The organism is Kordia sp. (assembly GCF_965283645.1).
Lineage (GTDB): Bacteria > Bacteroidota > Bacteroidia > Flavobacteriales > Flavobacteriaceae > Kordia.
The window spans coordinates 497,501-517,456 of the sequence record NZ_CBDIPG010000001.1 but is presented as its reverse complement, the minus strand read 5'-3'; the positions used below and the strand labels follow the sequence as shown (position 1 = coordinate 517,456).

Here is a 19,956-nt window from a genome sequence, read left to right as displayed (position 1 = left end):
AAAAAACAATGTCTTTACGAAAAGAGAAATTTTTTGCGTTAGCCGCTTTAGAATTTGAAGGTCAATCTTTAGATGATCTAAAAAATCAATGGCGTAAAACACTCAATGCAGGTATGCATGGATTGTGCTTTAGTCCGTATCAAGAAGGACAAGAGCCAGGTGATACGCTATCTGAATCGCAAGTAAGACGTCGTTTAGAAATTATAAAACCCTATACAAATTGGGTACGTTCATTCTCGTGTACAGAAGGAAACGAACTCATAGCTAGAATTGCCAAAGAATTAGGAATGAAAACCTTAGTCGGTGCATGGTTGGGATGTAATCCTGAAATAAATGAAGCAGAAATAGAAGGGCTAATCAAACTAGCAAACAAAGGATTTGTTGACATTGCCGCTGTAGGAAATGAAGTAATGTATAGAGGTGATCTAACGGAAGAAGAGTTGCTAAGATTTATAAACGATACCAAAGAACAAATCAAAGGAATTCCTGTAGGATATGTAGATGCATACTATGAATTTACGGAACGTCCTGCAATTACAGAAGCATGTGACATCATCTTAGCCAACTGCTATCCTTTTTGGGAAGGATGCGATCAGGATTACTCATTATTATACATGAAAGATATGTATAACAGAGCCAAAAGAGCTGGTAATGGTAAAAAAGTTATCATTACTGAAACAGGTTGGCCAAACAAGGGAACAAGCTTAGAAGGCGCGTTTCCATCAGACATTAACGCAATTAAATATTTTATAAACACTCAAAAGTGGTCCAAAGAAGAAGATATCGAAATTTTTTACTTCTCATCATTTGATGAATCATGGAAAGTAGGTAACGAAGGTGATGTTGGTGCGTATTGGGGACTTTGGGACAAACACGAACAATTAAAATTTTAAATAAATTATTATGAAGAAAATTACGTATTTATTTCTGTTGTTTGCATGTATAGCATATGCACAACCAACAACGAATCCAGCGGCACCTACAAATAATGCTGTGGATGTGATTTCTGTTTATGGAGACACATATACAAATGTAGCAACGAACTATGATCCTAACTGGGGACAATCTGGTCACACGCAAGTGAATCCATCATTCGATCCAGGAACAGGACAATTTTTATTAGCATACCCAAACTTTAACTATCAAGGAACAGAATTGACAACGCAAGATGCTTCTCAAATGGAGTTTTTACACGTTGACATCTGGACAGCTGCAAATCCTGGAGCAACGGATATTCAGGTGAGTCCAATTAATAACGGATCTGGAGCAGGAGAAACACTAGTTTCAATTGCCTACACATCTGGAACTTGGACAAGTGTTGATATTCCAAAATCTGCCTTTACAGGAATGACTTGGGATAGCGTTTTTCAAATGAAATTTGCTGCAAATGGACCAGGAAGTACAGTGCCAGTAGACATCTACTTAGATAATGTTTACTTCTGGAAAAACCCAACGGCACCAGGTTCTGATGCTACATTAAGTGCGTTAGAAATTGACAATGCTCCATTAGCTGGTTTTGCTTCAGGAATCACTGATTATACAGTAGAATTAGCACCAGGAACAACAGTAGTTCCACAAATTACATTGGCAACTCCTGCTGATGCAGGTGCTTCGGTAAACATAACACAAGCACCAGCTGTTCCAGGTGATGCAACTGTTGTAGTTACTTCTCAAAATAGTACTGTTATGCAAACATATACAGTTTCATTTATAATAGCAGGACCAACTTCTGCAGCGCCAACACCACCAAGTAGAGCACCACAAAACGTGATTTCTCTATTTAGTAATGCATACACAAACACAACAATTGAAACTTGGAATGCTAGTTTTGACGATTCAACTTCTGAAGATGTAGTTGTTTTTGGTGATGATGTTAAGAAAATTACATTCACCAACTTTATTGGAGTAGAATTTATAAACAATAGAATTGATGCATCAACAATGTCACATTTCCATATGGACTTTTGGACAGATAATCCAGACTTAGTTGGTAAAGTATTCAACTCTAAATTCTCTCAATGGGGCGGAACCAATAGTGAAGTTTCTGCAATGGAATTAAATATTAATGGTGGAACTACACCAGCATTAGCAACAGGAACTTGGGTTTCTATTGATGTTGAAATTGATACTAATTTTTCAAACAACTTAACAAGAGATGATTTAGCTCAATTCTTAATCACATCTAACTTAGGAGTTGTATATGTAGATAATATTTATTTCCACAACAATAACTTAAGTACAGAAGAATTTGATGCGGCATCATTTAAAACCTATCCAAATCCAACAAAAGATTCATGGAATATTGTAACTGATAATACAATCATCAATTCAGTACAAGTATTTGATATTTCTGGAAGACAAGTTAGTTCTTCAACTCCAAACGCGCTTACAGCAACTATTGATGGTAGTTCATTAAAAGCTGGAATTTACTTTGCTAAAATCCAATCGGATAAAGGCTCAAGTAGTATTAAGCTTGTTAAAAATTAAACATATAATATAGTAATAAAAGTGTGCTTATCTATGTAAGCACACTTTTTTATAAAAATAAAATAATATATTTGGTAAATATTTAATTAATAACCTCTTAACTAAAACAAAAGTATATATGAGAAAACTTTACTTTTTTATTATTGCATTAATGATAAGCTTAACAATTACAGCTCAAAACAATGTCACATTTAGTGTTGACATGAGCGGATACGGAACTGCTTTTACAACTGTATATGTAAGTGGAGAACTAAACGGATGGTCTGGTACAGCAAATCCGATGACAGATATGGGTGGCGGAATTTGGGAAACTACAATCAGTTTAGCAGATGGAGAATACCAATACAAATTTTCACATGATGACTGGGCTGGACAAGACAACATGACAGCTGGAGACGCCTGTACGGTAACAGATGGTGGATTCGTAAACAGAATCCTAGAAGTTAACGGAGCTGCTATGACACTTGATACTGCTCCATTCAGTGCTTGCTATGATGATGGAAACACAGGACCACACAATACTACATTCAGTGTTGATATGAGCGGATACGGTGCTTCTTTTACTACAGTATATATTAGTGGACAATTTAATGGTTGGGACGGAACTTCCAATCCTTTAGCAGACATTGGTGGAGGAATATGGTCAGTAACACTTCCGTTAACAGAAATGTACACAGAATTCAAATTTCAAGTTGATAACTGGACAGATCAGGAAAATTTTATGCCTGATGATGCAGGAACAGTAACCAATGGAGGATTTACAAACAGATATATAAATGTATTAGAAGATCAATCAAGAAGTTATTCTTGGTCGGCTGAAGGAAGTACGTTAAGTACAGAACAATTCAGTGCAACAGCATTTAAAACATATCCAAATCCAACAACCGATTCATGGAATGTAGTAACGGATAATGTAACAATTAATGCAATTCAAATATATGACATTGCTGGAAGACAAGTAAGTTCTTCAACTCCAAATGCTTTTACAACAACTATTGACGGTAGTGCATTAAAAGCTGGAATATACTTTGCAAAAATCCAAACAAATAAAGGACAAAGCAGTGTGAAGTTAATCAAAAACTAAGCATACAAATTAGTAATAATAAAAAGTGTGTTTATGAAAATAGACACACTTTTTATACTTTATGAGTCTAATTTCTGTGCATACAATTCAGATTCAGATATAAAACAATAAAACCGCAATCAATGAAAAACGTAGTTTCTTTAAAATCATTAGCCAAAGAATTGAACATATCTGTATCCACTGTATCAAAATCACTAAATGATAGTGAAGAAATTAGTGCGCAAACCAAAAAGCGTGTAAAAAATCTAGCCAAACTAAGAGGTTATGCGCCAAATCCTATTGCTGTTCGCTTGCAAAGACAAGAAACAATGCAAATAGGAGTTGTATTGCCAAGTATTGAAAATCCGTTCTTTGCTTCTGTATTAAAGGGAATTGACGAAATCACAACGACTTCAAAATATAATATTATTACGTTTTTTAGCAATGAAAGTCTTCAAAAAGAAAAAGAATGTCTAGACTATTTTTCAAAAGGAAATGTAGATGGAATTCTAATTTGTATTGCTGAAGAAACCAACAAAAAGAAAACATTTGATCACATCATAGACATCAAACAAAAAGGAATTCCTTTAGTATTATTCGATCGTATTCCAATGCAACCACTTGGTTTTGATGTAGTTCATGTAAATGATTATGAAAGTATTGTAAGCGCATACGAATACTTAGAAGAAAAAAACTGCAAAAACATTGCCTTTGTATCTTCCATTCCTACACTAATTGTTGGACGCTTACGCGAAGATGGATATCTGTCCAAAACTGACAGTCCAACTATAATTGCCTTCGAAGATTTAGATGAATTAAAATTAACACTACAAAACACACTAAAAGAAGGCAAAATTGATGGATTAATTGCCGCAGATATCAACGCAACCTTACTTTGCAATAGTGAAATTCTGAAAAGAGGATTAAAAGTCTCAGAAGAAATCTCGCTAATTGGGTATGTAAATGCAGTGCAAAACGACTTATCGTACCCTAAAGTTTCATACATTGATCAACATCCACAAGAAATTGGAAAACAAACGGCTAACATTTTATTAGAACGTTTAGAATCTAAAGAAGAAAACAAAGCCATACAAGACATTGTACTAAATACGACAATCACAATAGGTGAAACAAGTCGTTAAGCAATAAAATATGTTTCCAAAATGTTAAGATCACACACATCTATGCATTTTATAATACTACACATCTAAAAGCTTCGTAGAATATTGTACTTTTGACAAAAGTAGAATAATGAAGCACATATTTCCCATACTTTTAATGCTATTGATGAGTCAATTTGCATTAAGCCAGGTAGTAGTAATAAATGAAATTGATTGTGATACACCAGGAACTGATACAGGTGAATTCATCGAATTAAAATCTCAAACACCAAATTTTGCATTAGACGGATACGTTTTAGTCCTTTTTAATGGTTCAAATTCTGGAAACGATAGTAGTTACTTCGCCTTAGATTTAGACGGACAAGTTACAGATGTCAACGGTTTACTATTAATAGGAAGTAACACGGTTTCTCCAGTTCCACAACTTATAATAGGTTCAAATGTAATTCAAAATGGGGCAGATGCTGTTGCCGTATATCAAGCCAACGGATTCGACTTTCCGCAAGGAACACAAGCAACCACTACAAATTTAATTGATGCTATTGTATATGACACAGGTGAAGCTGATGATGTAGGATTACTAAATTTACTAGGGTTAACCACGCAAATAAGTGAAGGTGGAAACAACAATACAAACTCTATTCAACGCAGTGAGACAGATGGATCATACTTTGTAGCAACACCAACACCAAGACAATTAAATGATGGAAGTGGAGTAGCGCTCAACGGAATTGCCATCAATGTTGCAAACGATCAATACACAGAAGGAGAAACCTTTACGATAGAATTTACGACAGAAACAGCAGTTTCATCAGACTTAGATATAACGTTCACATTGGACAACGGCACGTTTAATACGGCTGACTTTACAGGAAATACTACAGTTACAATTCCAACAGGACAAAATTCAATCACAACAATGATTACATTAGTTGATGATACTGATGATGAAGGTGATGAAGAATTAATCATAGATTTAGTAGATAATTTTTCGGTTGAATACATCATTTTAAATGATGAGTTTTTAATACGCGCAGTTGATAATGACTTCACAGTTGCATCATTTGGAACACCTGTAAATCCTACATATGGAACAGTTGCAAGTACTGCACCAAACGGTTATTACGATACAATGGATGGTTTGGCAGATGGTGCTTTAAGAAATGCAATGCAAGCCATAATTGCAGATGTAAATACAGTTAGAGCACAAACCTATGCGGATGTGTACGACATGTTGCGTGAAGCAGATGAAAATCCTGCCAACAGCAATCAAGTTTGGTTAGTATATACGGAACAAGGACGTGCAAAATTAGATCAGCAATCAGGTTCAAACAGTACGGGCGCTTGGAACAGAGAACATACGTTTCCACGTTCGTTAGCGGGTTATGAAAGCATAGAAGCTGATGATATTGCAGATGGAAGAGATGTATTTTGGATTACAAGAGCCGATTCATTACGACATGGAAACTCTGATGGACATGCGTTACGCGCGGCTGATGGACCTGAAAACAGTTCACGCGGAAATCAGCATTACGGAGAATATACAGGGCCAACAGGAACTTTAGGAAGTTTTAGAGGTGATGTAGCACGAAGTGTACTTTTCTTAGATGTTCGTTACAACGGATTGTCTATTGAAAATGGTTTTCCTGCTGTAGAAGGTCAATTAGGAGATTTAGCTACACTGTTAAGTTGGCATAGAAATGATCCGCCAGATGATTTTGAAATGAATCGTAACAATGTTGTCTACACATGGCAATTCAATAGAAATCCTTTTATAGATCATCCAGAATTGGTAGAACATATTTGGGGAAATCAAGTTGGTGTTGCTTGGACACAACCATTATCAACGGAAGAATTTAATGCAAATAGTATCAAAATTTATCCAAATCCAGCTACAAACCGAATCACGATTCTCGGAATAGAAGAAGATGCAACACTTGAAATTTATTCCTTGGATGGACGAAAATTGCTTACGAGTCAATTCTCGGGAACGGCAACAATTCCATTAAATCTTTCAAGCGGAATGTATCTCTCAAAAATTATAGCAAACGGAAAAACACTTACAAAAAAGATTGTGGTCAATTAGGGAATTAATGTGTTGAATTTCAAATGTAAATTTTTTTCATTCTAACACTCAAAAAGCGAAGCGCGTCTAACTTCGTTTCGTGCCATATGCCAAATCGCCAGCGTCACCTAAGCCAGGAACAATATATCCGCGACTGTTCAATTGGTTATCAACAGCGGCAATCCATAAGTGTGTATCTTCTGGAAAGTTATTATTTACATAATTCACTCCTTGCGTTGAACCTAATACGGAAATGATGTGAATATTTTTAGGAGTTCCTTGTTGCAACAAAACATCATATACATTTTTCATGGTGCGTCCGGTTGCTAGCATAGGATCTACCAATAACAACGTTTTTCCTTCCAACGAAGGTGTTGCCATATAATTTACGACAATTTCAAAAGCGTCTCCATCATCAATATGATCGCGATAGGCAGAAACAAAAGCGTTTTCAGCTTTATCAAAATAATTCAAAATACCTTGATGCAATGGCAAACCTGCGCGAAGAATTGAGCAAATTACCACATCATTTACAGGCAAATTCATATCTTTCGTTCCTAATGGCGTAGGTATATTTTTGGTAGTATTTTCAAGCACTTTACTACATTCATAACTTAGTATTTCACCAACACGTTCAATATTTCTGCGAAAGCGCATGGAATCTTTTTGAATAGAAACATCGCGTAATTCTGCAATAAATTGATTTAATAAAGATGATTGTGTAGTGAAATCGTGAATTGTCATAAAAAGTAATTTTGTGTTGCAATATTACTAAATTTTCAACTTGTAGTCACAGTTATGTTGTATTAAAGGTAACTTTCAAATAACTTTACTGACTAAAATTATCAAATCACTTTTAGTATATTCGCCAAAAATAAAAGCAATGTTAAAAGGAGTTTTATTCGATATGGATGGTGTCATTGTAGACACAGAACCGTTGCACCACAAAGCATATCATGGTATGTTTGATGAAGTTGGAATTGATGTTTCTCCAGCGTTATACCAATCATTTACAGGACAATCAACGATCAATATTTGCAAACGATTGTGCGATCATTTCAACTTAAAAGATGCTCCAGAAACTTTGGTTCAGCTCAAACGAAACAACTTTAAACACTTATTTGCGAACGATCCTAGTTTAACTTTGATTGATGGTGTATTGGATATCATTAAAGAATATCACGAAAGAGAATTAAAATTAGTTTTAGCTTCTTCGGCTTCAATGATGACGATTGACAATGTTTTTGAACGCTTTGACTTGAATAAATACTTCATTGCAAAATTTAGTGGTGCCGATTTAGAAAAATCCAAACCGCATCCTGAAATCTTTGAAAAAGCGGCGTTTGCAACAGGTTACGAGCGTTCTGCTTGCATGGTAATTGAAGATTCTACCAACGGAATAAAAGCGGCAAATGCTGCAGGAATTTTTTGTGTAGGATATGATAGTGTACATTCCAAAAACCAAGATTATAGTATCGCTGATATGGTGATTTCAAACTTTTCAGAAATTAAACATGAGAAAATTCAGGAAGTGTTTAGGGCAAAAAAGTAAAAAGTTTTAGCGATTAATTACCACTAGGAAAATCATACTTTTTCGCATAAACATCATCTTCTGTATAAGGAATATGATCTTTGCCAGCAGAAAATAAGATATAATCTTTTCCATCATCAATACATTCGTAAATAAGTAGATTTTTCCAACCATCATCGGCTCGGTATTCATAACATGTTAAATCGTAAGGATATGCATTAGTAGCCGCTTTTTCTTTAGCCAAAAACTTTGCAATCCAATACAGACTTCTGTTTGTTCCCCGATCTCTTTTCATCGAAGTATAAGACGAAAAGAAAACTATAGTAACCAAAAAGAATATACCAATACAGATATACGATGCTGTCTTCTGAAATAATAAAATACTTTTCATAGAACTATAAATATATGAGTTTTTGTGGGAAAAATAAACTTTTACTCAAGTAATTTATGGATAACAATATCATCTTCTGTATCCAAAACGCCATCAGCTCCTTTTGAAGTTAAGGTGTAATCTTCTCCATTTACAGTTTTTTGATACAAAATTTCATTATTCCAACTATCAACAGTCAAATCACCATCGATAAGATTTCTTCTTGCAATAGTTAAAATTTCATCAGGAAATGTATTTGTTCTTTCCTTTTCAAGCAACAAATAATAGGAAATAGTGCGTAATTTATTGTGTGTAGCATGTTGTTTTTGCATTGGCGAAATAAAAGAAATATACACAAGTACACCTATAAAAATAATAACAAAAGCAACAATATATGCTTTCCATACACGTATTCTGGCTTTTTCACCAGACAATAATTCTTCTTTATATAGAAAAAGTTCTGCAATCCAACCTATTGACATATTACATTATTTAATACTTACCAAAACTGCCACCATTTCTTTTTCTTAGCTATTGGAGTGGTTTTTTTAATTTCGACGTTGTTTTCAATATCAGATTCATCTTCATCAACATCTAATGAATCCAACATGTCACTAAAAGAAAATGAAGCTATTTTATGATACGAATCAGTAATATCAAAATAGATAGATTTTCCACTTTTCGTTGTAATTAAATCATAGGTTTTTTCTTCTTTTACAAGTGCTTGTGATGCATATTCTTCTCCAATAAATCCTAAAAAATCACGTTCGTCGCTTACACGTAACACCATAAATGGTTTTTCTTTACTTCCATCACCAGTAGCATGAATTCCTTCTAAAATACGATGTCCTAAAAAATACTCAGAAGTAGCGTCTTTTTCTTTTCCCAATTGTGTAGCCGCATACTTTTTCATCAAATGTACTCTTGGGCTCAAAATTACATTGATGTTAGTATACTCCATAACCTTCTCATATTCTTCCTTTTCTAAAAATGCTTGTATAACGCTCATATCGTCCGAATACGGATTGTATTCCTCATCTTCAATTACATACGTTCTTGCTTTCAAAAAAGCTTCCTTCGTAGGTTCGGTTAAAAAATCGAAAAAATCGTCAGTCATACTACAATACGTGTTTATTTTAGTGAAAATGTTACTTTTTTATCTTAGAAATTGTCTTTCCAATAATTTTAGAGGGCTTTTTCATATCTGAAATAGACAGTTCTATAGCTAATATAATTAAATTTTTAACAGCATCATTTCGATACGTAGTAACTGCTGTTACAGGAATATGGCGTATCAACTTTCCCGTTCCAACTAACAATTCTTTCGGATCATTTAACAATGTACCTTTATTAAAACCTAAATTTAGATGATTTGTATAGATCGGAATCATACAAAACGCATCGGAAAGCTTTTCAGAAATTGAAAAAACACTTGTCAAAGCATGGGTATGATACAGAATTTCATTGGCTTCTGGATACAATTCCAAAATATAATTTCGTAGATCAATATAAAGATCAATACATTCTCGGTCTTTTAATTGCAGAAATTTCTCAAAATCGGGATGTATAATTCGTGTTGCATTCATAAGCTGTGCCAAGTTTTAAACTACTCAAATATAGCTAAATACGCGAACATTCAGATTATAAACGTACATTAGTTAAAAATAAAAAAATAGAAAATCAGTAGACTAATTTTTAAGTAAACTTTTATCAAAATTTTACAATGCTAAATGTTTGTTCACAATACAAATTGACTTAGCTTTGCACACCTATAAAAGAGAATTGTCATCGAAGATATAATTATAACAATGTTATGGAGTATTTCACCTTTTGGAGAAGCCAAAGTTGGTATTCCAATAGGGCTGCGATCGGATGCAAATCCGTACGTGATTTTCGTTGCCGCATTTGTGGCTAATGTGATGGTATTTCCTGTAATGATCTTCTTCTTAGATCATATAAACAGATACTTGTTACGTTGGAATTTCTACAAAAAAGGAGCTTTGTTTGTTGCCAGAAAAGCAAAACGCGGCGCGAAAGATAAAATACAGAAATATGGTTTTTGGGGATTAATGTTTTTTGTCATGATTCCAATTCCAGGAACTGGTGTATATGCAGGAACTATAGCAACGTATTTATTCAATATTGAACGCAAAAAAGCATTCTTAGCTAACACAATTGGTATCTTTTTCTCTTCGGTAATTGTTTGGTTAACATTCTATTACGGATTTAGTTTCTTTGATTAACTTTATTGTTAGTACGAGGAAAAGTGATGAAGTAATCTTTTGATAAAAAATCAATACTGAATCTTATAAAAACAAACTAGTAATTGACAATATCACTAGCAAAAGCAAGCCAATAACAAAAATAGCGACCATTTTTCCTATAGCATTATCTTTTTCTTTTTGGGAAGCATTTGAAAAATTTTGATAGCTTTTCTCATAGCGTTTCTTAGAACCAAAAAGTAGTGAAACGATCAAATAAATAATACCGATCAGCGGAATTGCAATCACTTTACCAATGGTTTTTCCGGTACTTCTTCCAAAAATACTTCGTAAAAAGCGTGTCAAATCTTTCGTAAAATCATCCGAAATAAAATTCCAAATAATAACAATCACAAAAAGGTAGATCATAATCGTAGCTGCAAATACCAAATTTCCATACAAACGTCCTTTTTGGACATCATACCCTTTGTTCTTTAATTCGTAATACTGACTTCCGTAAAGTGCATCTATAACTGTCATGCTTAGTGTATTAATTAAGATCTTAAAGTTCAAAAAAATATATAAATTTTGCAAACAAAATTTAGTACTGAGATATTAGAAGTGAGTATTGAGAGTCGTAACGTCATTCTGAACTTGATTCAGAATCTCATCAAGAAGCATAACTAAAACGTCTGATCGAGTGGAATTCTGCAAGAATTTTGTATCGAGATCTAGTTAGAAGTTCATAACTTTTCTTGCTGACATCTTAATTTCTTTATTGTTTGAATCGCTTTCGCAAAGCCAATATAAAAAATGCTAAAAACGTTCCACCCAAAACCAATTCAAGGTTTCTGAGAATCAACCAATAACCTTCAAATGCAGTTCCAGTAGTAATTTGCATATACGGTAATGCGCCTTTAACGCCTCGTTGGATTGCTCTTGAAATATCATAATCAATAAAAAAGTATAATCCAGAAAACACAAGAATTAAACCAACTAAACTCACAATTGGTTTTTTAAAATCTTGTGTATATCCTCCAAAAACATCATAAAACTTATAAATAAACCATTGATAAAGTTTACCTTCAAGCCAAAGTCGTTGTTTTCGCATTTCCATTTCGCTGACATAAGCTTTTCCAGATAATTCCCAGCTTTTGGTAGTATCGAAATTCTTTTTCAGTTGTCGATAATGATTTTCAGAATCTCGTAATTTGTTTATTAAATTTTCAACTGCAGCTTTTTTTGATGGATGATGATTAGCGAGCTTTAGTCTATTTTCAGTTTCAATATTTTTATGGGGTAATTCATTCACAAGTTTCAATCTGTTCTTATCGTCATTCCAAACACATCTACTAAACGTAATATTAGAAACATCACAATTATCTAATTCCAATGCCGATAAATCTGTATTTTTGATAAATGCCTTTGAATTAAAAAATACATCTTTAAAATAAAGTTCTGGAGGTTTGGTATAGTTCAATTTCCTACGTGACCAAAAAGTATTAACTTCTTTAAAATTTACATCTTCAAAATAACAATAGGAGAAATCAGCTTTTCCTTTGAAAATTGGTAAATCAAAGATGGTTACACCCTTGAATTGTGATTGATTGAAGGATACTTTATCATGAAATTCTGGACGAATGAAATCTGCTTTTTTTGAAAATGTTACGGCAAGAAATTCAGTATTATTTCCAAAATTACATTCAAAAAATTCTACATCTTCTAAAAATATAGAATCATTAAAACGACATGCATGTCCTGAAAATTCTGATTTTCCGAAAATTGCTTTTTGATGAAACTTTGAATAATAGAAAGAGGGAAAGCCCTTAAAATTTGTAGTACCAACACTAAGTTTTCCATAACATTCACTATCTTTAAATGTCATTTCTTTTTGAAACGTCGATTCATAAATTTCTAAACTTTCTAATTCAGATTTTCGAAAAATTATATTTTTATTGAACTCACAATTACCTATAATTAAACCGTCATTAAATTTTGCGTTAACAAACTCAATATTTGCCTGAAACACAGTATCAGTGAAAATTGATTTCTTTAAGAAGATGGCTTCATTAAAATTTACTGAATAAGTAAAAACTTTATTATCTTCTTTTTTCCAAAAATTATCATATGACTTTCCTTTGATACTTAGTTCATTTAAGTGTTGTGGTTCAAAAGCGGGAAAAATAAAATTCGAAAAATCAAATAATCGTTTTTTTTCTCCTCTTGGCATAGAAAACTTTCGTATTAATTTCCAGAAATCTGATTCTTTGATAATTAAAGAAAGTTGCATTCTTTCATTATTTTCATACCAATCTGTTTTCTCTTTTTGAAAATAATCTTTTGCTAATTTATCATAATTATCATCTGAGATTTCAGTAATTTTTGCATTAATTAGTTTTTTTACCCATTTATACGTTTCATCTGTAATCATGAGACTAAATATAGTTAATTTCTTAATAAACATATAAGAATTAAAAAATGACTAACTGCAACTACAGGAAATAGTCATGAATTCATGATTAAATCAATTGAATTAGTACAAAGTTTAAATATTAAATTCTGAATTTTAAATTAATTTAACTCACAACTCATAACTCATAACTCATAACTCACAACCTCACAAAACCTGCTTCCGAAACCGCGTCGGCGTAACTCCTTTAATTTCTTTAAACTTCCGATTAAAATTAGATACATTGAAAAATCCACAAGAATAAGCAATTTCAGCAACGGATAATTGTGCTTGATTGGTCAAAAATGTACACGCATTTTCAATTCTGACTTCTGCTAAAAACCGAAAAAACGTTTTATTCGTTCGCTGTTTAAAATACTTGCAAAATGCGTTCGGCGTCATGTTGGCAATAGTTGCAACATCTTCCAATACAATCTTTTGATCAAAACAATTCATTACAAACTCAAACACAGCACTCATGCGTTTTCCTTCGTCATCCGTGTAATTTTTGGTGTTGATAAATGATGAAACAGTTTCATACTTCGATTCAGTCAATATCGAAAGTATCTCAAAAAATGTAGCAAACCGTTTAATAGCTTTCTGAATAAGAATAGCTTCAAATAATGGTTTTAAAATTGCTTGATTTTCTTTAAACTTCACACCAAAACTAGCATCTTTCAATAACTGTTGCACGTTTTTAAGTTTGGGTAATGTGAAAAAATGTTTGCCAAAACTATCATGCGTAAAAAACAGTGAAATCATATAAGAATCTTGTTCGTAAGAAATATCACTTTTCAACACATGCGGCACATTACTTCCAAATAACAACACATCATTTGGTTGAAAATCACGAATGGTATCTCCTACAATAAAAGTTCCTTTTCCAGAAACAACATACGAAAGTTGAATTTCTTCATGTTGATGCAATTGTTCATAAAACGTTCGCCCACGATCTTCCTGAACGATCAAAATATCGCTTTCTGCTTTTGGTATTTTAAATGGTAAAACTTTCATTCATTTGATTTTAATAAACAACTAGTTGTTTCAATGATATTAGTTTTTTCTGAAGTATAGAAAAGATTTTGCGTTAAAAATTTTCGAAGCCTTGGAGAAATGTAAATTCATGAACTCCTTAACTGAAAATAGAGCTTAGTAAACTAAAATTTAGCAAAAGTTTTTTGGTTTTAGTTTTCCCATTAGAAAACTAAAAATACCTGCCAGAAAAATGCCTTTTCTTTTGTTTCGTTTTCTTTGGGCATGCAAAGAAAATGAAAAATGAAATTTAACATATGCTAAAATTAATCTAAAAAATAATCAAAAATATATTATTAGGATAAAATAGTATCAAAATTGGATAATATCTACAATTTCAAAAATTAAGATGTAAGCTACTTTTACAATATCAAAAAATAAACACATGAAAATCAATTGGAAAGGCGTCATGCCAGCCGTAACGACCAAATTTACAAACAATGACAAACTCGATTTGGAAATGTTTACTGTAAATATAAAAGCACAAGTAAACGCTGGTGTTCACGGAATTATTTTAGGTGGAACATTAGGAGAAGCAAGTACGCTAACGAATGATGAAAAAAGAACGTTAATTCGTGAAACAGTAAAAATTGTCAATGGAAAAGTTCCTGTCATCATCAACATTGCCGAACAATCTACGGTTGCGGCAAAACTAGCGGCAAAGCATGCAAAAGAAGATGGCGCAAGTGGTTTAATGATGTTGCCGCCAATGCGCTACAAAGCTGATGGCAGAGAAACGGTGACCTATTTCAAAAAGGTGGCAAACAGTACCGATTTGCCAATAATGATTTACAACAATCCTGTCGATTACGGAATTGAAGTTACCTTAGATATGTTTGATGAATTACTAAACGAATGCCCAAATATTGAAGCTGTAAAAGAATCTACACGTGATATTTCAAACATTAGCCGAATCAAAAACCGTTTTGGTGACCGATTGGCAATTCTATGTGGCGTTGATACCTTAGCCTTAGAAAGTATGTTAATTGGTGCAGATGGTTGGGTTGCTGGTTTAGTATGTGCATTTCCAGCAGAAACTGTTGCAATTTATGCATTAGCGAAAGTAGGAAAAACGCAAGAAGCTATTGAAATTTACAGATGGTTTTTACCATTATTAGAATTAGACATCAATACTAAGTTGGTTCAAAACATAAAACTAGCGGAAGTCGCTACAGGAATTGGAACAGCTAACGTTCGTGAACCACGATTACCATTAGTAGGAAAAGAAAGAGAACATGTAACAAATGTTATCATTAAAGGATTACAATCACGTCCAAATCTGCCAGATTACAAACAGTATTTAGATTAGAAATTGGTATGTTTTGAAACGTCATTGCGAAGGAAGTATAACTGAAGTAATCTGTTTATCGAGAAACAGATTGCACGAATTTTTTAAAAACTCTCGCAAAGACATACTGAATTAACATATTAGAATCAAAATGATTACTTTTAAAAAAATGAAAAATAGACTATGATTACAGGGAAAAACTATATCGGAAACTCGCTTTCTGCCAACGGAAACACAACGTACAAAACGTTCAATCCGAAAACAAATACCGAAAATGAACATATTTATACAGAAGCAACTTCGGAAGAAATTTTAATGGCTGTTGACTTAGCTTCAGAAGCATTCAACACATATCGAACAATTTCAGGAGTAAAAAAAGCAACATTTTTAAACACGATTGCAGATGAAATTCTAGCGTTGGATGATACTTTGATACAAACGTACATGTCTGAAAGCGGATTGCCAGAAGGAAGAGCCAAAGGCGAACGCGGACGAACCATTGGACAATTGCGAACCTTTGCAAAACTACTAGAAGAAGGTTCTTGGGTTGAAGCCCGAATTGATCCAGCACAACCGAATAGAGAACCAAATCCACGCGTAGACTTGCGTAAAATGTTAGTTCCAATTGGTCCAATAGTAGTTTTTGGAGCAAGTAACTTTCCGTTAGCATTTTCTACAGCTGGTGGCGACACGGCTTCTGCATTGGCTTCTGGTTGTCCTGTCATCGTAAAATCGCATCCAATGCATGCTGGAACTGGTGAATTGGTGGCTTCAGCAATCGCGAAGGCGGCACAAAAAACTGGAATGCCAAACGGTGTATTTTCAAATTTAAACAGTAGCGGAATTGAAGTTGGGCAAGAATTAGTTTCACATCAAAAAATAAAAGGAGTTGGTTTTACAGGAAGTATTCGTGGCGGACGCGCATTGTTAGATTTAGCGGCAAAACGAAAAGAACCCATTCCCGTATTTGCAGAAATGGGAAGTATCAATCCTGTAGTTTTGTTGCCAAAAGCATTGGAAACAAAAGGCAAATCTTGGGCAAAAACATACGCAAGTTCCATTACGTTAGGAACAGGACAATTTTGTACAAATCCTGGTTTGATCTTAGGAATCAAAAGTGATGCTTTGACAAAATTTATAGAAACAGTTTCGGCAGAAATCATTCAAATAAAACCGCAATGTATGTTGCATCCGAATATTCACAAAGCGTATACTACGAATAAAAGTATTGTACGATCGCAAAAAAATGTAAAAACGGTTGCAAATATTGAATCTGCCGTAGCTGACAACTACGCACAACAAGCAGTTGCTTCGGTTGATGGAAAAACATTCTTACAAAATTCTAGCTTACATGAAGAAGTATTTGGGCCATTTTCGTTAGTTGTTCAATGTGAAAATAGTGATGAATTAGAAGAAATTATCGCCAATTTGGAAGGACAATTAACTGGAACAATTATTTCCGAAGAAAATGAAGTAGCAACATATCAACATATAGTAAACGCATTGTCACAACGTGTTGGAAGAATTCTTTTTAATGGTGTTCCCACTGGAGTGGAAGTTGCACCTGCAATGTTGCACGGTGGACCATATCCAGCTTCTACCGATAGTCGATTTACAGCAGTTGGTCGTGATGCAATCAAACGTTGGGTTCGACCATTTAGTTACCAAGATTGGCCAAACGAATTGTTGCCAGACGAATTAAAGAACGAAAATCCTTTACAAATTATACGATTGGTAAACAATCAAGAAACAAAAGAAGCTTTATAAACAATTATTTAGTTAATGAAAAAAGGCGAAAATGAATACTTATTTTGCTTGTTGGTACTAAATTAATTTTGCTAAATACTATTATGAAAAAAACCTTTTTTTGTATTGATGCACATACGTGCGGAAATCCTGTGAGAGTTGTCGCTGGTGGCGGACCAAATTTAGAAGGTTTCGACATGAGTGAGAAACGACAGCATTTTCTCAAAGAATACGATTGGATTCGGAAAGGTTTAATGTTTGAACCGCGCGGTCATGATATGATGAGCGGAAGTATTTTATTTCCACCAAGCAATCCTGAAAATGATTTTGGAATTCTATTTATAGAAACTTCAGGTTGTTTGCCCATGTGTGGACACGGAACTATTGGTACAATTACGATTGCCATAGAAGAAGGTTTGATTACGCCAAAAACACACGGAAAAGTTCGTATGGAAGCGCCAGCAGGTTTGGTTGAAATTGACTATCAGCAAACGAACAAAAAAGTAGATTGGGTTCGATTGACAAATGTAAAAAGCTATCTAGCCGCAGAAAACTTAACGATTGATTGTCCCGAATTAGGTAAAATTGTGTTTGATGTAGCGTATGGTGGAAATTACTATGCAATTGTAGATCCACAAGAAAACTTTTCTGGAATTCACAAGTTTACTGCGAGCAAAATCATTCAATATTCACAAGTTGTCCGTGATCGTATCAATGCAACATATCCAGATTTATTTATTCATCCAGAAAACAATACCATTCGTGATGTTTCGCACATGTTATGGACAGGAAATCCGCTAGATGAAACGTCATCGGGAAGAAATGCCGTATTTTATGGTGATAAAGCAATTGATAGAAGTCCTTGTGGTACAGGAACTTCCGCACGATTGGCACAATTGTACGCGAAAGGAAAGTTGCAACTAGGCGAGAAGTACATTCATGAGAGTTACATAGGTTCAAAATTTATAGGTCGCGTTGAAAAAGAAACAACCTTAGATGGAAAACGTGCCATTATTCCAAGTATTCAAGGTTGGGCAAAAATTTACGGTTACAATACAATTATCATTGATGATGAAGACGATCCGTATGCGCATGGTTTTCAAGTGATTTGATTTTTGAAAAAAAATAAATTATCCTTAACTCGTTTCAAGATCTCATGGTTTGATAATTTTCCAAACGTCATTACGAGGACGAATGACGAAGTAATCTGTTTGTTAGGAACATATTGCCGCAAGTTTTTCAAAACTTTCGGAAAGACGTAATGCAATAGAATTGAGGTATTAGTATTGACACGCAGGAATAAAAAGTTAAAAAAATCTAATTGAAAAAAGAAGTCATAATTATTGGTGGTGGAATTATTGGACTGTGTTGCGCGTATTATTTACAGCAAGATGGACACCAAGTTAGCATTGTGGATAAAAGCGATATTTCTAGCGGCGCTTCGTTTGTAAACGCTGGTTATATTACGCCAAGTCATATGATTCCGTTAGCCGCACCAGGAATGATTACGAAAGGATTGAAGTGGATGCTGAATTCGTCGAGTCCGTTTTATGTAAAACCACGATTAGATTCAGACTTTCTGAAATGGTCTTGGTTGTTTAAAAAATCTGCCACAGCAACACATGTAGAACAATCGATTCCAATTTTGAGAGATATCAATGTGTTCAGTCGTGAATTGTACACAGAACTGAAAAATGCAGAAGATTTTGACTTTCATTTTGAACGAAAAGGCTTGTTGATGTGTTATCAAACCGAGAAAGCTGGCGAAGCAGAGTGGGAAATTGGCAAACGTGCCATTCAAGAAGGTTTAAAGGTAGAAAATTTGACACAAGAAGAAGTCAAAAAGTTAGAACCAAATGTTGATTTTAACATTAAAGGAGCTGTTTATTTTGATTCAGATGCACACATGACACCAACGGATTTTATGCCGAAATTAATTTCTTTTTTAAAAGAAAAAGGTGTTCAGTTTTATACCAATGAAGCCATTACCGATCTACATTTTTGTGATGGTAAAATAGTTTCATTACAAACTTCAACACAAACGCTAAAAGCTGACGAATTTATACTTTCGGCAGGTTCATGGAGTTCTGTTTTAGCAAAAAAACTGAATATAAACATTCCGCTTCAAGCAGGAAAAGGTTACCGAATTGATGTAAAAGAACACACAGGAATTAGTATGCCTGCAATTCTGGCGGAAGCCAAAGTAGCCGTAACGCCAATGCACGGTTTTACACGTTTTGCAGGAACAATGGAAATTGGCGGAATTAATCATATCATGAATCCAAAACGTGTGAAAGCGATCGCAAAAGCCGCTAAAACTTTTTACAATGGTTTACAAATTGCCGAGAGTTCAATTGAAAATGCCGCTTGCGGATTGCGTCCGTGTTCACCAGATGGTTTGCCATATATTGGAAAAACGCGACATTATAAGAATCTCACAGTTGCGACAGGTCATGCCATGATGGGTTGGAGTTTGGGGCCAGCTACAGGAAAATTAGTCAGCGAATTGATAGGAGAGAAGCCACTTTCGATGAAATTAGCTGGTTTTGAAGTGGAACGGTTTAGTCATTGAAATAATAAATGTTAGATGCTGAATTTTTAAT

General features: G+C 34.0%; 19 protein-coding genes. 11 read left to right on the top strand and 8 right to left on the bottom strand.

What is annotated here, in order from left to right; translation table 11 throughout:
• Positions 1-8: 8 nt before the first annotated feature.
• The 5 genes from ACQ654_RS02230 (at position 9) to ACQ654_RS02210 (ending at position 6,757) form a co-directional block, all read left to right on the top strand.
• Positions 9-893, top strand: coding sequence for a glycosyl hydrolase family 17 protein (locus tag ACQ654_RS02230; RefSeq protein ID WP_430408681.1), 885 nt, complete (start codon positions 9-11; stop codon positions 891-893).
• 10 nt (positions 894-903) lie between these two features.
• Complete coding sequence (locus ACQ654_RS02225) at positions 904-2,487, top strand: T9SS type A sorting domain-containing protein (protein ID WP_430408680.1); 1,584 nt, start codon at positions 904-906, stop codon at positions 2,485-2,487.
• A 118-nt stretch (positions 2,488-2,605) separates the two neighbouring features.
• Positions 2,606-3,571, top strand: a complete 966-nt coding sequence (locus tag ACQ654_RS02220; protein WP_430408679.1) for a T9SS type A sorting domain-containing protein — start codon at positions 2,606-2,608, stop codon at positions 3,569-3,571.
• Between the two features lie 122 nt (positions 3,572-3,693).
• Positions 3,694-4,692 carry a LacI family DNA-binding transcriptional regulator gene (locus ACQ654_RS02215; RefSeq protein ID WP_430408678.1) on the top strand — a complete coding sequence of 333 codons (999 nt, stop codon included), beginning with the start codon at positions 3,694-3,696 and terminating at the stop codon, positions 4,690-4,692.
• A 109-nt stretch (positions 4,693-4,801) separates the two neighbouring features.
• Complete coding sequence (locus ACQ654_RS02210; protein WP_430408677.1) at positions 4,802-6,757, top strand: endonuclease; 1,956 nt, start codon at positions 4,802-4,804, stop codon at positions 6,755-6,757.
• A 66-nt stretch (positions 6,758-6,823) separates the two neighbouring features.
• Here ACQ654_RS02210 and upp read toward each other — a convergent pair whose 3' ends face one another.
• Positions 6,824-7,480, bottom strand: a complete 657-nt coding sequence (upp, locus tag ACQ654_RS02205) for a uracil phosphoribosyltransferase (RefSeq protein WP_430408676.1) — start codon at positions 7,478-7,480, stop codon at positions 6,824-6,826.
• Between the two features lie 139 nt (positions 7,481-7,619).
• Between upp and ACQ654_RS02200 the strand changes: the two genes are divergently transcribed.
• On the top strand, positions 7,620-8,288 hold the full coding sequence (locus tag ACQ654_RS02200) for an HAD family hydrolase (RefSeq protein ID WP_430408675.1): 669 nt from the start codon (positions 7,620-7,622) through the stop codon (positions 8,286-8,288).
• Between the two features lie 13 nt (positions 8,289-8,301).
• Here the strand turns inward: ACQ654_RS02200 and ACQ654_RS02195 are convergent, their stop codons facing one another.
• From ACQ654_RS02195 to ACQ654_RS02180, 4 genes are all read right to left on the bottom strand, one after another.
• Positions 8,302-8,562, bottom strand: a complete 261-nt coding sequence (locus ACQ654_RS02195; RefSeq protein WP_430408674.1) for a hypothetical protein — start codon at positions 8,560-8,562, stop codon at positions 8,302-8,304.
• Between the two features lie 137 nt (positions 8,563-8,699).
• Entirely contained in the window at positions 8,700-9,119 is a 420-nt protein-coding gene (locus tag ACQ654_RS02190) for a hypothetical protein (protein ID WP_430408673.1), read from the bottom strand.
• A gap of 17 nt (positions 9,120-9,136) precedes the next feature.
• On the bottom strand, positions 9,137-9,754 hold the full coding sequence (locus tag ACQ654_RS02185; RefSeq protein WP_430408672.1) for a DUF4919 domain-containing protein: 618 nt from the start codon (positions 9,752-9,754) through the stop codon (positions 9,137-9,139).
• 31 nt (positions 9,755-9,785) lie between these two features.
• Positions 9,786-10,223, bottom strand: a complete 438-nt coding sequence (locus ACQ654_RS02180) for a DUF1801 domain-containing protein (RefSeq protein ID WP_430408671.1) — start codon at positions 10,221-10,223, stop codon at positions 9,786-9,788.
• Positions 10,224-10,445: 222 nt separating this feature from the next.
• On the opposite strand from ACQ654_RS02180, the gene ACQ654_RS02175 reads away from it, so the two are divergent.
• Positions 10,446-10,880 carry a COG2426 family protein gene (locus ACQ654_RS02175; RefSeq protein WP_430408670.1) on the top strand — a complete coding sequence of 145 codons (435 nt, stop codon included), beginning with the start codon at positions 10,446-10,448 and terminating at the stop codon, positions 10,878-10,880.
• Positions 10,881-10,943: 63 nt separating this feature from the next.
• Here the strand turns inward: ACQ654_RS02175 and ACQ654_RS02170 are convergent, their stop codons facing one another.
• The 3 genes from ACQ654_RS02170 to ACQ654_RS02160 all read right to left on the bottom strand — a co-directional run bounded on the left by ACQ654_RS02170 (position 10,944) and on the right by ACQ654_RS02160 (position 14,301).
• A complete protein-coding gene (locus tag ACQ654_RS02170; RefSeq protein WP_430408669.1) occupies positions 10,944-11,378 on the bottom strand; it encodes a hypothetical protein in 435 nt (144 codons plus the stop codon).
• 235 nt (positions 11,379-11,613) lie between these two features.
• Complete coding sequence (locus ACQ654_RS02165) at positions 11,614-13,269, bottom strand: hypothetical protein (RefSeq protein WP_430408668.1); 1,656 nt, start codon at positions 13,267-13,269, stop codon at positions 11,614-11,616.
• A 186-nt stretch (positions 13,270-13,455) separates the two neighbouring features.
• Entirely contained in the window at positions 13,456-14,301 is an 846-nt protein-coding gene (locus tag ACQ654_RS02160; RefSeq protein WP_430408667.1) for an AraC family transcriptional regulator, read from the bottom strand.
• A gap of 403 nt (positions 14,302-14,704) precedes the next feature.
• Between ACQ654_RS02160 and ACQ654_RS02155 the strand changes: the two genes are divergently transcribed.
• The 4 genes from ACQ654_RS02155 to ACQ654_RS02140 all read left to right on the top strand — a co-directional run bounded on the left by ACQ654_RS02155 (position 14,705) and on the right by ACQ654_RS02140 (position 19,925).
• Positions 14,705-15,628 carry a dihydrodipicolinate synthase family protein gene (locus ACQ654_RS02155; RefSeq protein WP_430408666.1) on the top strand — a complete coding sequence of 308 codons (924 nt, stop codon included), beginning with the start codon at positions 14,705-14,707 and terminating at the stop codon, positions 15,626-15,628.
• A 162-nt stretch (positions 15,629-15,790) separates the two neighbouring features.
• Complete coding sequence (locus tag ACQ654_RS02150; protein ID WP_430408665.1) at positions 15,791-17,374, top strand: aldehyde dehydrogenase (NADP(+)); 1,584 nt, start codon at positions 15,791-15,793, stop codon at positions 17,372-17,374.
• 80 nt (positions 17,375-17,454) lie between these two features.
• The gene (locus ACQ654_RS02145) at positions 17,455-18,465 is read left to right on the top strand and encodes a 4-hydroxyproline epimerase (RefSeq protein ID WP_430412992.1); all 1,011 of its coding nucleotides are present in this window, start codon (positions 17,455-17,457) and stop codon (positions 18,463-18,465) included.
• A 209-nt stretch (positions 18,466-18,674) separates the two neighbouring features.
• Positions 18,675-19,925, top strand: coding sequence for an NAD(P)/FAD-dependent oxidoreductase (locus ACQ654_RS02140; RefSeq protein WP_430408664.1), 1,251 nt, complete (start codon positions 18,675-18,677; stop codon positions 19,923-19,925).
• Positions 19,926-19,956 lie beyond the last annotated feature (31 nt).